The organism is Pseudomonas sp. DW-iso3, from assembly GCF_058725305.1.
Genome location: NZ_JBZXDZ010000004.1, coordinates 61,909 through 77,167, shown reverse-complemented (window position 1 = coordinate 77,167; position 15,259 = coordinate 61,909). Strand labels below are relative to the sequence as shown.

The 15,259-nt window shown below is 61.1% G+C and carries 12 protein-coding genes; 9 read left to right on the top strand and 3 right to left on the bottom strand.

Annotated elements, in window-relative coordinates; all coding sequences use genetic code 11:
* Window positions 1-9 precede the first annotated feature (9 nt).
* Together AC4PS7_RS12570 and AC4PS7_RS12565 are read left to right on the top strand one after the other, a co-directional pair.
* Complete coding sequence (locus tag AC4PS7_RS12570; RefSeq protein WP_492179447.1) at window positions 10-1,500, top strand: PAS domain S-box protein; 1,491 nt, start codon at window positions 10-12, stop codon at window positions 1,498-1,500.
* A 109-nt stretch (window positions 1,501-1,609) separates the two neighbouring features.
* Window positions 1,610-1,882, top strand: coding sequence for a DUF1652 domain-containing protein (locus AC4PS7_RS12565; RefSeq protein WP_010211303.1), 273 nt, complete (start codon window positions 1,610-1,612; stop codon window positions 1,880-1,882).
* Here the strand turns inward: AC4PS7_RS12565 and AC4PS7_RS12560 are convergent.
* Both AC4PS7_RS12560 and AC4PS7_RS12555 read right to left on the bottom strand, forming a co-directional pair.
* Window positions 1,845-3,038, bottom strand: a complete 1,194-nt coding sequence (locus tag AC4PS7_RS12560) for an MFS transporter (RefSeq protein ID WP_042571491.1) — start codon at window positions 3,036-3,038, stop codon at window positions 1,845-1,847. The genes AC4PS7_RS12565 and AC4PS7_RS12560 overlap by 38 nt on opposite strands.
* Window positions 3,039-3,115: 77 nt before the next feature.
* Entirely contained in the window at window positions 3,116-3,424 is a 309-nt protein-coding gene (locus AC4PS7_RS12555) for an RcnB family protein (RefSeq protein ID WP_010211305.1), read from the bottom strand.
* Window positions 3,425-3,577: 153 nt separating this feature from the next.
* On the opposite strand from AC4PS7_RS12555, the gene AC4PS7_RS12550 reads away from it, so the two are divergent.
* The 4 genes from AC4PS7_RS12550 to AC4PS7_RS12535 all read left to right on the top strand — a co-directional run bounded on the left by AC4PS7_RS12550 (window position 3,578) and on the right by AC4PS7_RS12535 (window position 8,620).
* Window positions 3,578-4,135 carry a helix-turn-helix domain-containing protein gene (locus AC4PS7_RS12550; protein ID WP_010211306.1) on the top strand — a complete coding sequence of 186 codons (558 nt, stop codon included), beginning with the start codon at window positions 3,578-3,580 and terminating at the stop codon, window positions 4,133-4,135.
* A gap of 11 nt (window positions 4,136-4,146) precedes the next feature.
* Window positions 4,147-5,493: a glutamine synthetase family protein gene (locus tag AC4PS7_RS12545; protein WP_010211307.1), complete on the top strand. Its 1,347-nt coding sequence runs from the start codon at window positions 4,147-4,149 to the stop codon at window positions 5,491-5,493.
* Between the two features lie 18 nt (window positions 5,494-5,511).
* Window positions 5,512-6,612, top strand: a complete 1,101-nt coding sequence (locus AC4PS7_RS12540; protein ID WP_137206141.1) for a DNA alkylation repair protein — start codon at window positions 5,512-5,514, stop codon at window positions 6,610-6,612.
* A 148-nt stretch (window positions 6,613-6,760) separates the two neighbouring features.
* Complete coding sequence (locus AC4PS7_RS12535) at window positions 6,761-8,620, top strand: DUF3857 domain-containing transglutaminase family protein (protein WP_492179446.1); 1,860 nt, start codon at window positions 6,761-6,763, stop codon at window positions 8,618-8,620.
* A 5-nt stretch (window positions 8,621-8,625) separates the two neighbouring features.
* On the opposite strand, the gene AC4PS7_RS12530 is transcribed toward AC4PS7_RS12535, so the two are convergent.
* Window positions 8,626-9,519: a LysR family transcriptional regulator gene (locus AC4PS7_RS12530; protein ID WP_010211310.1), complete on the bottom strand. Its 894-nt coding sequence runs from the start codon at window positions 9,517-9,519 to the stop codon at window positions 8,626-8,628.
* A gap of 128 nt (window positions 9,520-9,647) precedes the next feature.
* Between AC4PS7_RS12530 and AC4PS7_RS12525 the strand changes: the two genes are divergently transcribed.
* From AC4PS7_RS12525 to AC4PS7_RS12515, 3 genes are all read left to right on the top strand, one after another.
* Window positions 9,648-11,294, top strand: a complete 1,647-nt coding sequence (locus AC4PS7_RS12525; RefSeq protein WP_492179445.1) for a GMC family oxidoreductase — start codon at window positions 9,648-9,650, stop codon at window positions 11,292-11,294.
* 74 nt (window positions 11,295-11,368) lie between these two features.
* A complete protein-coding gene (locus AC4PS7_RS12520) occupies window positions 11,369-12,994 on the top strand; it encodes an MFS transporter (protein ID WP_010211312.1) in 1,626 nt (541 codons plus the stop codon).
* A gap of 228 nt (window positions 12,995-13,222) precedes the next feature.
* The gene (locus tag AC4PS7_RS12515) at window positions 13,223-15,172 is read left to right on the top strand and encodes a DNA topoisomerase III (RefSeq protein WP_492179444.1); all 1,950 of its coding nucleotides are present in this window, start codon (window positions 13,223-13,225) and stop codon (window positions 15,170-15,172) included.
* Window positions 15,173-15,259: the final 87 nt, after the last annotated feature.

Genomic DNA, 15,259 nt, shown 5'->3' with positions numbered 1-15,259 from the left:
GGAGATCTCATGACCCAGGACGTTCTAGCCAAAGAAACCAACCGTCGCCAACTGCAGCAGATCATCTCCGGGCTGTCCGACGGTGTGATTCTGGCCGAGATGGATCAAACTATTCTCTGGGCCAACGAAGCAGCCCTCGCCATGCATGGTGTGGGCGACGTGATGGGGCTAGGGGCCGATGGCCAGCAATATGCCAAGCGCTTCGCCCTGCGCTACCGCAACAACCACCCAATACAGCCAGAAAACTACCCGTTGGCCCGAGCGGCCGCGGGCGATGAATTCAGCGACGTGGTGGTGGAAGTCACGCCCACTGCCGATGAAGAGAAAACCTGGGTCCACCGCCTGCGCAGCCTGGTGATCACCGACTCCCGTGGCGAGCCTGAATTACTGGTACTGATCCTCAGCGACGCCACCGAATGGGCCAGCGCCGAACAGCGCTTCGAAAAAACCTTCAACGCCAACCCGGCGCCGGCGGTGATCTGTCGCCTGAGTGACTTGCGTTACATCAAGGTCAACCAGGGTTTCCTGGAAATGACCGGCTACAACCGCGACCAGGTCATCGGTAAATCCGTCTATGAGCTGGATGTGCTGGAACAGGCCGAACGCAAGGACCTGGCCATCCAGCGCCTGGGTGAAGGCGCCACCATCCCGCAGATGCAGGCCGAGCTGCGTTTGCCTGAGGGCGGCAGCAAATTGGTGATTGTTGCCGGTCAGCCTTTGGACATGAACGAAGAAGACTGCATGCTGTTTTCGTTCATGGATCTGGAGCCGCGGCGCAAAGCAGAAATCGCGCTGCGCCAGAGTGAGGAGCGCTTCGCCAAATCCTTCCGCCTGACGCCCGTTCCGACCCTGGTGTGCAGCGCCAGCAACCGCCAGGTAGTGGATATCAACGAAGCCTTCATGAGCATCACCGGCTACACCAGCGAAGAGCTGATCGGCAAGTCCATCGAAGACATCAGCTTTATCGACAGCCCCCAGGCGGGCGCGCAGTTTTTCACCACCCTGGAAAAAGCCGGCAACCTCGACGGCCAGGACCTCAAGGTGCGCAAGAAAGGCAATGAGGTGATCGACTGCGTGGTGTCCGCCGACACCGTGATCATTGAGGACGTGCCGTGCTACCTATTGGTGATGATGAACATCACCGAACGCAAACGCTCCGAGCTGGAGCTGGTGGCGGCCATCGAGGAAGTGATGCAGGACGCCTCGTGGTTCAGCCAGACGCTGATCGAAAAACTCGCCAACGCCAAAAGCGTCAACAGCCCCAACAAGCCGAATATCGCCTACACCGACCTCACCGCCCGTGAGCGTGACGTGCTCGGCCTGATCTGTGAGGGCCTGGCCGACAAAGAGATCGCCTCACGCCTGACACTGGCGCCCAATACCGTGCGTAACCATGTGGCCACGGTGTATTCGAAATTGGGCGTGCACAGCCGCAGCGCGGCCATCGTTTGGGCCCGTGAGCGCGGGCTGTTTGCCGGGGAATTGCGTGTTAAGAAGTAGGCCATGAAAGTGCAAATGCACTAGTGTGGCTAGTGCGAATTCGCCTTATTGCAACGCGAGGCGCGCCCTACCCTTCAGGGAACGAACATTTTGCCCTGAAGGAACTTGCATGTTTACCCTCTCGCAACTGCGAAATTGCATCGAAGAAGGCCTGTCGCCGCTGACGTGTGAGTTCACCCTGTGCAGGGACGCGTCGCTGACCCTCAAGGTCTACGACGCCGAAACCGGCCGGGTCGACCTGGTGGTGACCGGGATCAGCACCAATCGGCTGCAAACCCCGCAAGAAGTCGAAAAGATGGTGGAAGAGTTGCGGTACGAACTGCACAGCAACACCATGGGCAAGCTCACGCTGGATGATTTGCCTTTAACGACGCCCCGATGAAATAGAACACCCCGCCCCCGACAATGAACGCTCCCAGCATGTAAAACATGTAGTGGGCCGGTAGGCTGGCCAGCACTAGCCCACACAGCACCGGCCCCAGAGCCGCCCCCAGGTTGGACAGATTCTGCGCCCCGTAGTACATGCCGCGCAGGTGGTCCGGGGCAATTCGGTCGATAAACATGTACTCGGCCGGAAACACAATGATCTCCCCCACCGTGAACACCGCCATCGCCAGCACCCACCACAACACACTGGTGGACAGCGCGAATCCGACGATTCCCAACATGAACATGCCCAGACCCGCGATCAGCCACTGGCCCAGGTAGCGGTGCGAAATACGCCGCCCGATCACGTATTGCAGGGCAATCACCAACACCGCGTTGGTGGTCAGCACAGCGCTGACCACGGTGTAGGTGTATTCGGCGGTGGTGGTGGTCACCAGGTATTGCGACAGCCACGCGGTGAACTGACCGAACACCACGGCGCTGAGCACGCCGCCTAGGGTGAAGCAGACTAGGCGATGATCCCTTAACAACACCCGGCCGACGGCAAGGAACGGCACTGGCTTTTGCGTGGCATCCACGGTCGTCAGAGTACGGTCGCCCCAGCGCCAGTACAGCAGGAAAAAACTCACCCCCAGCAGCGCCGAAAGGATGAACGGCAAGCTGATATCCAGCTTGGCAATCATCGCCCCGAAAAAAGGCCCTACGGCATAGCCAATATTGGTCAGGGTGTACTTGATGGAAAACACTTCGCTACGTGCATCTTCGGGCAACAGGCTGGCGAAGCCGGCTTTGACGGCGATATCGATTACCGCGTAAGCCAGGTTGATCAGGATCAGGCAGCTGTAGAACGCCCAGATATTCCGCGCCAGCACGGTGCCGATGAAGCCCAGCACAAACAACACGCTGAAGGCCAGCAGCAACCGATAACTGTTGATACGGTCGACCAGAAACCCGCCATACACGCTGAGCAGCGAGCCGACGATCAGCGAACTGCCGATCACCAGACCGACCTGTGTGATATCGAGGGCGAAGTGACTGGTGAGGTAAATCACCAGGTACGGAAACGTGATTGCCTTGGCCAGCGTGAGCAGCAACGTGGCGGACAGCAGCAGGTTAACGGTGCGGGGGTAGTTTCTTATTGTGGCAAGCATCCTGCTCTCTTTCCTTGAAGGTAACGCGGACTTTTCAGCCGGTTACCTTAACTCAAGAACAGGGCAGAAATGCAAGGTCATTTCTTGACGGGCGTGATCTCAAGGATGGTGCCGTTGGTGGTCTTGAGCAGCACGAATTTATCGCCCACCCGCGCCCACTGGCTGTCTTCTTCAGGCTGTTTGAGTCCGCGTTTTTTCCAGTCGCTGACAGCCGACTCCTTGCGCATCAGGATATCAGGCGCACGGTCGCCTTCTTTCAGGTCGCGGGTGTTGATATTCGAAGGTTGCACGGTTTCCTGAGGGGTATCACCGGCCTGCACGACGAAGCTGGCGGTGGACAGGCTGGTGGCGACCAGCAGGCAGGCGAGTAGGGATCTGGACTTCATGGGTGCTCCTTCAATGAATGGTGCGTACCCAACTTCGGACCGCTAGCGCGCATGATCATTCAATCAAGCCTCACACCCAACCGCTTGAAGGACGTCATTGCCTGCGTGAAATAAATCCTGTAATTTTTCATGAAATTTATCGAAATAAATTTCATGACCCCACAAGAAGAACTCGCCACCCTCGCCGCGCTGATCCACGACCTGCGCAAGCACAAAAAGCTTACCCTCGCCCAGCTCGCGCAAAAAATCGAGCGCTCGGTGGGTTTCCTGTCCCAGGTCGAGCGCGGCCTGTCACGCCCGACGGTGGCGGACCTCACCGCCATCAGCCACGCGCTCGATGTCCCGACCACCTACTTCTACAGCCAGCCCAAGCCCAAGGCCGTGGACTGGATCACGCGCCCCAACGAGCGGCGCACGGTGTATTACGCCAATGGCATCACCGACATCCTCGTCTCGCCGAGCATGAACGGCGCCTTTTCGATGCTCGACAGCCTGTTGGCGCCCGGTGCCAACAGCGGCGAACAAACCATGAGCGACCGCGCCGAGCAGGCCGGTTTTGTGCTGGAGGGCGAGTTGACGCTGTGGGTAGAGGGTGAGGCCGACTCCGTCACCCTCGGCCCCGGCGACAGCTTTCACCTGGCCAGCTTTGCCCATTGCCGCTACGCCAATCTGACCGACCTGCCCGCCCGCGTGTTGTGGGTTTACAACTAGGAGCTGCACCCGTGAAAAGCCATGCCTCCACGTTACTGGCCGAAGTCCGGACCTTTCGCCAGAACCATCCCGACGTGCGTTATGTCGACCTGATCGCCCTGGACATTCCCGGGCATTTCTACGGCAAGCGTTATCCCATCGAGATGCTGGAAAAAGTCGCCGCCGGCAGCCCGTTGAAGCTACCGCAAAACGCCGTGCTGCTAGGGGTCCAGGGCGGGCTGTTCAAGATTGGCGACTATTGCTTCAACGACGGCGACCCGGATGCCAACCGCCGCTTGGTGCCGGGCACGCTCAAGCCGGTGAGTTGGGAATCGCAGCCATTGGGTCAGATGCTGATCACATCAGACGGCACCGAAGCGCCCATCGAATTCGAACCCCGTGAAGTGCTGGCCAAAGTGCTGGAGCGCCTGCAGCACAAGGGTATTCACCCGGTGGTGGCGTTCGAGCTGGAGTTTTATCTGTTCGACAAAAAACTCGACAACGGGCTGCCGCAATTTGCTCGCGACCCACTGAGCGATGACGCCGACGACCAGCCCAACCTGCATATCGAACGGCTGTCGCGCTTCAGTGAAGTGCTGGACGACATGGCGCAAACCGCCAAGGACCAGGGCGTAGACATTACGGTGATAACCGCTGAAATCGGACCCGGTCAGTTTGAGATCAACTTCGGTCACCTCGACGATGGAATGCGCGCCGCCGACTGGGCCGCCCTGTTCTGCCGCAGCACCCGGGGCGTGGCGCTCAAGCACGGTTACCGCGCCAGCTTCATGGCCAAGCCCTACCTGCAATACCCCGGCAGCGGCATGCACGTGCATGTCAGCCTGTATGACGGCGCGGGCAATAACCTGCTGGCGGCGCACCAGCAGCAACCGTTGCGCCATGCCGTGGCCGGTTGCCTGGAATTGTTGCCCCACTGCATGCCGATCTTCTCGCCCAACCACAACGCCTTCCGCCGCCTGGGCGCTACGGTCAACGCCGCCACCCGTGCGAGTTGGGGTTTTGAAGACCGCGACGCGTGCGTGCGCATCCCCGAGTCCGACCCACGCAACCTGCGCATCGAGCATCGCCTGGCCAGTGCCGATGCCAACCCGTATCTGGTGCTGGCGGCGATCCTCGTCGGCCTGGAGCACGGCCTGGAAACCAAGCACGAACCCATCGCCCCGCTGAACGAGGACCGCAGCAGCGGCACTGACTTCCCCCTGGAAATGCTTGACGCCGTGCGCGCCATGCAGCATCAACCGGTATTGCGCGATAAGCTGGGCGCCGAATTTGTCGACGTGTACTGCGAAAACAAACGCCAGGACCATCTGGCCTTCCAACAAGAGATCCACGCGCGGGAATACCGCTGGTTTCTCTAACCGCCACTGGAATCACCGATGACCGACCAAAGCGCCCCGGCCCTCAAGGACATCTTCAACGTCGAACGCCTGCAACACATCGCCAATGAGATGACGGCGGTGTACCCGGCGTTCGACGCCAAGGGCTTCCTCAAGCACGCCAAGGCCGGGTTGGCCGAGTTGTCGGTGATGCAGCGCATGGCGCGGGTCAGCGAGAGTCTGTACGCGGTGATCCCGCTGGACTATCCGCAGACCCTCAAGGTGCTTTACGCGCTGGCCCCGCGCCTGAACAGCGCGTTTGTCAGCCTGTTCCTGCCGCATTTCGTGGCGAGTTACGGGCTGGATGACTTCAAGCGCTCCATGGCCGCGCTCAAGTACTTCACCACCTTTGGCTCCGCCGAATTCGCCATCCGCCACTTTTTGCTGCACGATTTCCCGCGCACGCTGGCGGTGATGCAAGCCTGGTCGCTGGATGACAACGAGCACGTGCGCCGCCTCGCCAGTGAAGGTTCAAGACCGCGCCTGCCGTGGTCATTCCGCTTGGCCCAGGTGCAGGCTGACCCTGAGCTGTGCGCGTTGATCCTCGACAACCTCAAGGCCGACAGCAGTCTCTACGTGCGCAAGTCCGTGGCCAACCACCTCAATGACATCACCAAGGATCATCCGGACTGGGTGCTCAGCCTGATCGAGGGCTGGAGCCTGGATAACCCTCATACCGCGTGGATCGCCCGCCATGCCTTGCGCAGCCTGATCAAGCAAGGCAACACCCGCGCGCTGACGATCATCGGCGCCGGCGCCAAGGCCGAGGTGCAGATCCACCACCTGCAGGTCACGCCAGCGGTGATCAACCTGGGCGAACGCATCAACCTCTCCTTCACCCTCGAATCTACGGCCGCCACGCCACAGAAGCTGGTGGTGGACTACGCCATCGACTACGTGAAAAGCGCCGGCCACAGTGCGGCGAAGGTGTTCAAGCTCAAGGCGTTTACCCTCGGCGCGGGTGAGTGTCACAGCCTGCGACGCGAGCAACATATCCGCGAGTTGACCACGCGTAAGCATTACCCCGGCAAACACGTGGTCCACGTGCTGATCAACGGAGAGAAGCTAGCCAGCGCCGACTTCGAACTGCGAAACGACTGACACAAATCAAAGAAAAGGCTCTAGAACGGGCCTTTCAGCCGTAATAATTGTCGAACAATCCTGGCTTTCTCAGTTGCGACCCATTATCATCCAGCGCCTTCTCGCTACCCGTCGGGGTAGCTGTTTCAATGTGTCACCTGAGGCGCCCATGTACCGTTTTTCGTTTCACCGCCCCCTGATTGCCATCAGCCTGGGGCTTGCTGCTCCTGGCGTGTTCGCCGCGCTACAGCCCCTGGCCGAAGCGCCATTGGCCAGCGACACCGAGTTGCACTGCCACTTCAACCGTGACGCCAGTACCGACTGCACCACCACCTACCGCTATACGATCCTCAAGCCGAACGGCCGCGAAATGCTTTCGCGCATCGACTTCGATTACTCCGAGGGCGACACTTTCGAAGTGCTCAGCGCGCAGTCCACCCAGCCCGGCGCCAAGCCGGTGGCCCTGGATGCCACGCAAATCGACACCCGCACCGCGCCCAACCCGGACCAGGGTTTCAGCCGTGATAAGCAGACCTCCCTGGCCTTCCCCAACCTGCGCGTCGGCACGCAGATTCGCTACACCGTGCGCGAGCACCACGCCGCCAAGCCCTTGATGACCCAGTTTCATTACGTCCTCAAATTCGGCCCCAGCCCGGCGCGGCGCGACCGGTTCAAAGCGCGGTTTACGGCAGAGCGCCCCCTCCAGTGGCGCAGCGAACTGTTCGAGGGTTTCAACGTGAGCGTGTCGCAGAACGGCAAGACCCTGGACGTGGTGCAGAAGACCCCGACCTATCTCAACTACATCAACGAAGCATCCAACGCCGCGTTGTTGCGCATCCCGCGTATCGAGGTGGGTAGCGCCCTGGAGCGCCAGGCGTACTTCGGTGGTTTCGCTCAAGCCTACAACCAGATCCTCGGTGCCAACCTGCCGCCGCAGAGTGCTGCAGCTGTAACGGCCGTACGCGGTTTGGCGCCGGCGGAACAGGTTGCCGCGTTGATGCAGCACATCAACGATCACTACCGTTACCTGGGTGATTGGCGTGCGACCGAGCGCGGCTATGTGCCGTTCAACCTCGATGAAATCGAGCTGCACGGTTATGGCGACTGCAAGGACCTGGCAATCCTGCTGACCGCCTTGCTCAAAGCCACTGGCATCAAGGCCGAGACCGCCTGGGTCAGCCGTGGTGATGTGGTCGAATCGCTATTGATCCCCGGCACCCAGGCGCCGAACCACGCGATCGTGCGCGCCGAAGTGGACGGCCAGGTGTGGTGGCTCGACCCGACCAACCCGGTGTTTGCTCCCGGCCAAGTCATGCCCGACATCCAGGACCGTTGGGTGCTGGTCAACGACGCGCAGGGTCAAGTGCGCGAAGAACATATCCCCCTGGAACGTCCCGAAACCACCCTGCGCCTGGACAAACAGGTGCGCTACGACCAGCAAGGCGCCGGCGCCACCCAGGCCACGATCACCTTCAGCCGCCTGCCGCTGATGCAACTGAGCGTCGCCGACCGCCAGCAAGGCAGCACCGCGACCGACCAGGACATCTGCGCCAACTTCGGCAACGAGATCAGCGACTGCCACATCACCCGCGCGGCCACCGGCTTTGTGGTGCATGACGGGTATACCGTCACGGCGCAGATGAATGACCAGCGGGCGCTGGAAAAGCTGGCGAATGACTATGTGTACAGCGATGAATCGCTCAAGGGTCGTTGGGATGGCTTTATCAACTATCGCCGACAAGGGCAGCAGGCCGAGCTAGATCTGGGTAATCCGCAAACCCATGACTACACCATCACCCTGAGCGGCGGGCAGATGGAAAAAACTATCCCTGGCTGCCAGGTGCGCTCGCCCTGGTACGACATGGATCTGGAGGGCTCACGACAGGCTGGCGGGTTGCGCTACCACTATCGCCTGAGCCAGAAGGTGCGATGGTTGGGCCATGACGAGATTGTCAGCACGGCGTTCGGGAAGATGATTGAGGATGCGCGGGCTTGCGCGGAGCAGGTGCATCAGGTGGTGAAACTCTAACGCGGCTACAGGGGTTCGCCGAGCAACAAACGTTGCTCGCGCGCACACAATTCCACCACGTAATCCCACAACACCCGCAACCGCACCGACTTGTGCAACTCCCGGCGCGAGCTGATCCAGTAGCTGCGCTGGATCCCCTCCCCCGGCAGCAACGGCACCAATTCCGGATCGCCCGAGGCCATGAAGCACGGCAACACTGCAATCCCCAACCCGGATCGCGCGGCCTGGTGCTGGGCGATCACACTGGTGCTGTGGAACACCACCTTGGGGTTGCGGCAGAAACTGCTGAGGAACTTGAGCTCCTGGCTGAACAGCAAGTCGTCCACGTAATCGATCCACGCATGTGCCGCGAGGTCTTCGCGCTTCTCAATCGGTGGGTTGCGGTCCAAATAAGTGCGGCTGGCGTAGAGGGCCAGGCGATAATCAGTGAGTTTGCGCGTGACCAGTTGGTCGACGCTGGGACGCTCAAGATGGATGCTGATTTCCGCTTCGCGGTTGAGGATGCTGACAAAGCGCGGCACCGCCACCAATTCCACTTCCAATCCGGGGTAGCGATCGAACAGCCCGCCCATGCGGCTGGCGAGGAACATCACGCCCAACCCTTCGGCCACCCCGAGGCGGATCTTGCCCAGAGGCGCGGCGGAGTGGGTCAGTTCGTCTTCGGCCAGCAGCGCGACATTTTCCATGGCTTCGGCATGCTTGAGCAGGGCTTCGCCGGCGGGGGTCAGCTCGTAGCCCTGGGCATGCTGCACAAACAGTGCGGTGCCGAGGCTCTTCTCGATGGCCTCGATGTGCCGGGCCACGGTGGCATGCGTGGTTTTCAGGCGTTGCGCGGCGGTGAGCAGGCGGCCGCTGCGCTGCAACTCGAGAAAGTACCGCAGATCGTTCCAGTCGAACATAACGCCTCCATTGCATGAGCCTCGGTTACGCTGTTTAAAAACGCACAGCAGCTGGGTAAAAACTAACATTTTTAAGACGAAAACTAACAACTAGGATGGAACCATAAGAAAAACAAGCGAGGCTTGCGATGCCCATTGCTACTGCTGAATACGATTACATCGTCGTAGGCGCCGGCCCCGCCGGCTGCCTGCTGGCCAATCGACTGTCCGCCAACCCTGCTCACCGGGTGCTGCTGCTTGAAGCCGGCGGCCGCGACAATTACCCCTGGATCCATATTCCCGTCGGCTACCTGTTCTGCATCGGTAACCCGCGCACCGACTGGTGCTTCAAGACCGAAGCCCAGGAAGGCCTGCAAGGCCGTGCGCTGAGTTACCCACGGGGCAAGGTGCTGGGCGGCTGCTCGTCCATCAACGGCATGATCTACATGCGCGGCCAGGCCCAGGATTACGACGGCTGGGCGGCAGAAGGCAACGCAGGTTGGGCCTGGAAAGACGTGCTGCCGCTGTTCAAGCAGAGCGAAAACCACTTTGCCGGCGGCTCGGAATTCCATAGCGACGGCGGTGAATGGCGCGTCGAACAGCAGCGCCTGCATTGGCCGATCCTGGATGCCTTTCGTGATGCGGCAGCGCAGAGTGGCATCGCCCCTGTCAACGACTTCAATCAGGGCGACAACGAAGGCTGCGGCTACTTCCAGGTCAATCAAAAGGCCGGCGTACGCTGGAACGCGGCCAAGGCGTTTCTAAAGCCGGTCCGCCAGCGCTCCAATCTGACGGTGTTGACCGACGTGGACGTAAACCTCGTGTTGCTGGAAAACGGTCGGGCCTCCCAGGTGATCGCGCGCCAACATGGCCAACAGGTGAGCTGGAAAGCGCGCAAGGAGATCGTGCTGTGCGCCGGCTCCGTCGGGTCGCCTGGCATCCTGCAGCGCTCGGGGATTGGCCCGTCCAATGTGCTTAAACCTTTGGGCATCGACGTACTGCATGAATTGCCGGGCGTCGGTGGCAACCTGCAAGACCACTTGCAACTTCGGCTCATCTACAAGCTGGAAAACGCCCGCACCCTCAACCAGATCGCGGGCACGCTGTGGGGCAAGATGGGCATGGGCCTGCGCTACCTGTACGACCGCAGCGGCCCGTTGTCGATGGCGCCCAGCCAACTCGGCGCGTTTGCCCGCTCGGGCCCGGAACAGACGTCGGCCAACCTCGAATACCATGTACAGCCGCTGTCGCTTGAGCGCTTTGGCGAACCGCTGCACGCATTTCCGGCGTTTACCGCATCGGTCTGCGACTTGCGCCCGCAAAGTCGCGGACGAATCGACATTCGCTCGGCCAACCCGGCGGACGCACCGCTGATCCGCCCTAACTACCTCAGTCATCCGGAAGACTTGCGGGTGGCCGCCGACGCGATTCGCCTGACACGCCGTATTGTTGCCGCACCCGCCCTGAGCCAGTTCAAACCGGTGGAATACCTGCCGGGCGATTCGCTGCAGTCCGAAGAGCAATTGCACGAAGCCGCCGCGCGTATCGGGACGACGATCTTCCACCCGGTCGGCACTTGCCGCATGGGCAGCGATAAAGACGCGGTGGTGGATGCTCAACTGCGGGTGCACGGGGTGCCCGGATTGCGCATCGCCGATGCGTCCGTCATGCCGCGCATCACGTCCGGCAACACCTGTTCGCCTACGCTGATGATCGCGGAGAAGGCCGCCCAGCTGATCCTTTCGCCGACTACAAGGAACCTTGCCCCCGAGAGAGAAATGACTGCACCCGCATGACCCGTAGGACAACCGGCGCTGAGGTTGGCGCCGACAGTGGAACAACAATAAATAATCACTGTGAGGGCTACCCGATGTCAGAACAAGCTCAACCCCTGGGCGCGGCGGTCAATACCGCCATCACCCGCAACGAATCCAAGAAGGTCATCTTCGCCTCGTCCCTGGGGACGGTGTTCGAGTGGTATGACTTTTTCCTCTACGGCGCCCTGGCGGCGGTGATCAGCAAGCAGTTCTTTGCCGGGGTCAACGACACCACGGCGTTCATTTTTGCCTTGATGGCCTTCGCGGCCGGCTTTGTGGTGCGCCCGTTCGGTGCACTGGTGTTTGGCCGCCTGGGCGACATGATCGGGCGCAAATACACCTTTTTGGTCACCATCATCCTGATGGGCGTGGCGACTTTCTGCGTCGGGCTGTTGCCGACCTACGCCAGTATCGGTATTGCAGCGCCGATCATCCTGATCGTCCTGCGCATGCTGCAAGGCCTGGCGCTGGGCGGCGAATACGGCGGCGCGGCCACGTATGTGGCGGAGCATGCGCCTGCGGGCAAGCGTGGGTTCCACACCAGCTGGATTCAGTCCACCGCAACGCTCGGCCTGTTGCTGTCGTTGCTGGTAGTGCTGGCCTGCCGTTACTTCACCGGGGACCAGTTCGAAGTGTGGGGCTGGCGCATTCCGTTCCTGTTCTCCATCGTGCTGCTGGGTATTTCCACCTGGATCCGCATGAGCCTGCATGAGTCGCCGGCGTTCCTGAAAATGAAAGAGGAAGGCAAGGCCAGCAAGTCGCCGATCCGCGATTCATTCGGCAAATGGGAAAACCTCAAGATCGTGCTGATTGCCCTGTTCAGTATCAACGGCGGCCAGGCGGTGACTTTCTATGCGGCGCAGTTCTATGTGCTGTTCTTCCTCACGCAGTTCCTGAAAATGGACCCTGCCCTGGCCAACATGCTGCTGATCATCAGCGTGGTGATTGGCGCACCGTTTTTCATCTTCTTTGGCTGGCTGTCGGACAAAGTGGGGCGCAAACCGGTGCTGATGCTCGGTCTGTTGCTGGCGACCGCACTGTACTTCCCGATCTTCAAGAGTCTGGCGCACTACACCAACCCGGCGATGGACCAGGCCAGCAACCAGGCACCGATCACCGTGCTGGCCGACCCGGCCACCTGCACCTTCCAGTTCGACCCGGTGGGCAAGGCGAAATTCGACAGCCCATGCGACAAGGTCAAGACCTTCCTCGTCAAGCAGGGCCTGCCTTACAGCAGCGCCGCCGCCCCGGCCGGCAGCCCGGTACAGGTGAGCGTGGGCGACGTGCGGATCGAAGGGTTTGACGAAAAAGCCCTGCGCGGCGCCGTGACCCTCGCCGGCTACCCGTCTTCGGCGGATGTGGCCCAGGTCAACAAGACCATGGTGGTGGTACTGATCGTGGCGCTGATCCTGATCGCCGCGATGTGCTACGGCCCGCTGGCAGCGTTGATGGTGGAATTGTTCCCGACACGCATCCGCTACACCTCGATGTCCCTGCCTTACCACATCGGCAACGGCTGGTTTGGCGGGTTCCTGCCGACCGTATCGTTCGCCCTGGTGGTGTACACCGGCGATATTTTCTATGGCCTGTGGTACCCGGTGGTGGTGACCGGCGTGAGCCTGATTGTGGGAATGATCTGCCTCAAGGAAACGCGGCATGTGGATATCGATAAGAACTAACCCGGTCTCCTGAACACTGGAACCCCCCTGTGGGAGCGGGCTTGCTCACGAAGAGCGTGGATCAGTCGCAGAAAAGTTGACTGATCCACCCCCTTCGCGAGCAAGCCCGCTCCCACATTTGTTTTGTGATGACCACACAAATTGCTGTACATCCATACAGATAAAGGTTGATCAAAGCCCTCCGACTGAGCATCCTGCAAGGCATCAACCCGATCTGATGTGATGACCATGCGGCTGTACCTCTGTGAAAAACCCTCCCAGGCCAAGGATATCGCGGCCGTACTCGGCGCCAGTCGCCGGGGCGACGGCTGCTGGCTGGGCAATGGCGTCACGGTCACCTGGTGCATCGGCCACCTGCTGGAAACCGCCCCGCCCGACGCCTACGACGAGAAGTACAAGCGCTGGGTACTGGCCGACCTGCCGATCGTCCCGGAAAAATGGAAGATGCGCGTCAAACCCAAGACCGCCAACCAGTTCAAGGCCGTCAAGCGTTTACTGGGAGAGGCCCAGGAACTGGTGATCGCCACCGATGCCGACCGTGAAGGCGAGATGATCGCCCGTGAGCTGGTGGAGCATTGCCGCTATCGCGGACCGATCCAGCGGCTGTGGCTGTCGGCGCTGGACGACGCCTCCATCCGCAAAGCCCTGGCGGCCCTCAAGCCCGGCGCCGAGACCTTCAGCCTGTACCACTCGGCCCTGGGCCGTTCTCGCGCTGACTGGCTGATCGGCATGAACATGAGCCGCCTGTTTACCTTGCTTGGGCGCCAATCCGGCTACCAGGGCGTATTGCCCGTGGGACGGGTGCAAACGCCGACCTTGCGCCTGGTGGTGGACCGCGACCGCAGTATTGCCGATTTTGTACCGGTGGCTTACTGGGCCATCGATGTCGACCTGCAGCACGAGCGCATCACGTTCACCGCCCAATGGCGCGCGGCCGAGGATGCCTGTGATGACCAGGGCCGCTGCCTCGACCCGCAACTGGCGCGAGACGCCGCCGACGCCATGCGCAACGCCGCCACCGCGCGGCTGGTCAAGCTGCGCACCGAGCGCATGCGCGAAGTTGCCCCCCTGCCCTTCGACCTCGGCACCCTGCAGGAAATCTGCTCCAAGAAACTCGGCCTTGGCGCCCAGGAAACCCTGGATATTGCCCAGTCGCTGTATGAAACCCACAAAGTCATCACCTACCCACGCAGCGATTGCGGCTACCTGCCACTGAGCCAGCACAGCGAAGCGCCGAAGATTCTTGCTGCACTGGCGCGCGCCGATGCCGCGGTGAACGAACTGATGCCACATATCGAGACCCAGCGTCGCTCGCGGGCGTGGAATGACGCCAAGGTCAGCGCCCACCACGGCATCATCCCTACCGGTGCCGGCAAGGACGTGGGGCAACTCACCGGCAAGCACCGCGCGGTGTACACCTTGATTCGTGCACGCTACCTGGCGCAGTTCCTGCCCAACCATGAATACGACCGCACCCAGGCGGACTTCGATTGCGCGGGGCAAGCGTTGCGCGCGGTGGGTAAAGTGGTGATCGAACCCGGTTGGAAACGCGCGTTGCCAGAAGCCCTGGCGCCGGCAAAAGGGCGGGAAGCGCCAGCCCCACAAGCATTGCCGGCATTGGCGCAGGGCCAGGATTATGCGGTGGCCAAGGTCAACCTCAAGGACCTGTGGACCCAACCGCCCAAGCCCTTCACCGAAGGTGACCTTATCAAGGCGATGAAAAACGTCGCCAAACTGGTGGAAGACCCGCTGCTCAAGCAAAAGCTCAAGGACACCACTGGCATCGGCACCGAGGCCACTCGCGCCGGCATCATCCAGGGGTTGCTGGACCGGGGTTACCTGGTGAAGAACGGCAAGGCGCTGTCGGCCACGCCGGCGGCGTTCAGCCTGATCGATGCAGTGCCCCGCGCGATTGCTGACCCGGGCACCACCGCGATCTGGGAGCAGGCGCTGGACATGGTGCAAAGCGGCGAAATGAGCCTGGAAGAATTCGTCGCCAAACAGGCGGCCTGGATGAGCAAGCAAGTCGCGCGCTGCAATGGCATGCGCATGACCATCACTGGCCCGGCCAGCCCGGCAGGTCGAGGCGCCACACCGTGGAAAAAGAAACGTAAAAGCGCGCCCCGCAAGACGGCGGCCAGCCCCAAGCGGGCGAAAAAACCGACAAATGCCGGTTAAACACCGAAAAAATCCGGCGAATGACGTTTTTCGACGGGTTTAACGCCGCTTTGGACCTTGCCGCGGCGTGGGCCGTCTAGGATTCTG

Coding starts and splice junctions, on each gene's coding strand:
- AC4PS7_RS12570 (WP_492179447.1), top strand. CDS start 10: ATGACCCAGGACGTTCTAGCCAAAGAAACCAACCGTCGCCAACTGCAG.
- AC4PS7_RS12565 (WP_010211303.1), top strand. CDS start 1,610: ATGTTTACCCTCTCGCAACTGCGAAATTGCATCGAAGAAGGCCTGTCG.
- AC4PS7_RS12560 (WP_042571491.1), bottom strand. CDS start 3,038: ATGCTTGCCACAATAAGAAACTACCCCCGCACCGTTAACCTGCTGCTG.
- AC4PS7_RS12555 (WP_010211305.1), bottom strand. CDS start 3,424: ATGAAGTCCAGATCCCTACTCGCCTGCCTGCTGGTCGCCACCAGCCTG.
- AC4PS7_RS12550 (WP_010211306.1), top strand. CDS start 3,578: ATGACCCCACAAGAAGAACTCGCCACCCTCGCCGCGCTGATCCACGAC.
- AC4PS7_RS12540 (WP_137206141.1), top strand. CDS start 5,512: ATGACCGACCAAAGCGCCCCGGCCCTCAAGGACATCTTCAACGTCGAA.
- AC4PS7_RS12535 (WP_492179446.1), top strand. CDS start 6,761: ATGTACCGTTTTTCGTTTCACCGCCCCCTGATTGCCATCAGCCTGGGG.
- AC4PS7_RS12530 (WP_010211310.1), bottom strand. CDS start 9,519: ATGTTCGACTGGAACGATCTGCGGTACTTTCTCGAGTTGCAGCGCAGC.
- AC4PS7_RS12525 (WP_492179445.1), top strand. CDS start 9,648: ATGCCCATTGCTACTGCTGAATACGATTACATCGTCGTAGGCGCCGGC.
- AC4PS7_RS12520 (WP_010211312.1), top strand. CDS start 11,369: ATGTCAGAACAAGCTCAACCCCTGGGCGCGGCGGTCAATACCGCCATC.
- AC4PS7_RS12515 (WP_492179444.1), top strand. CDS start 13,223: ATGCGGCTGTACCTCTGTGAAAAACCCTCCCAGGCCAAGGATATCGCG.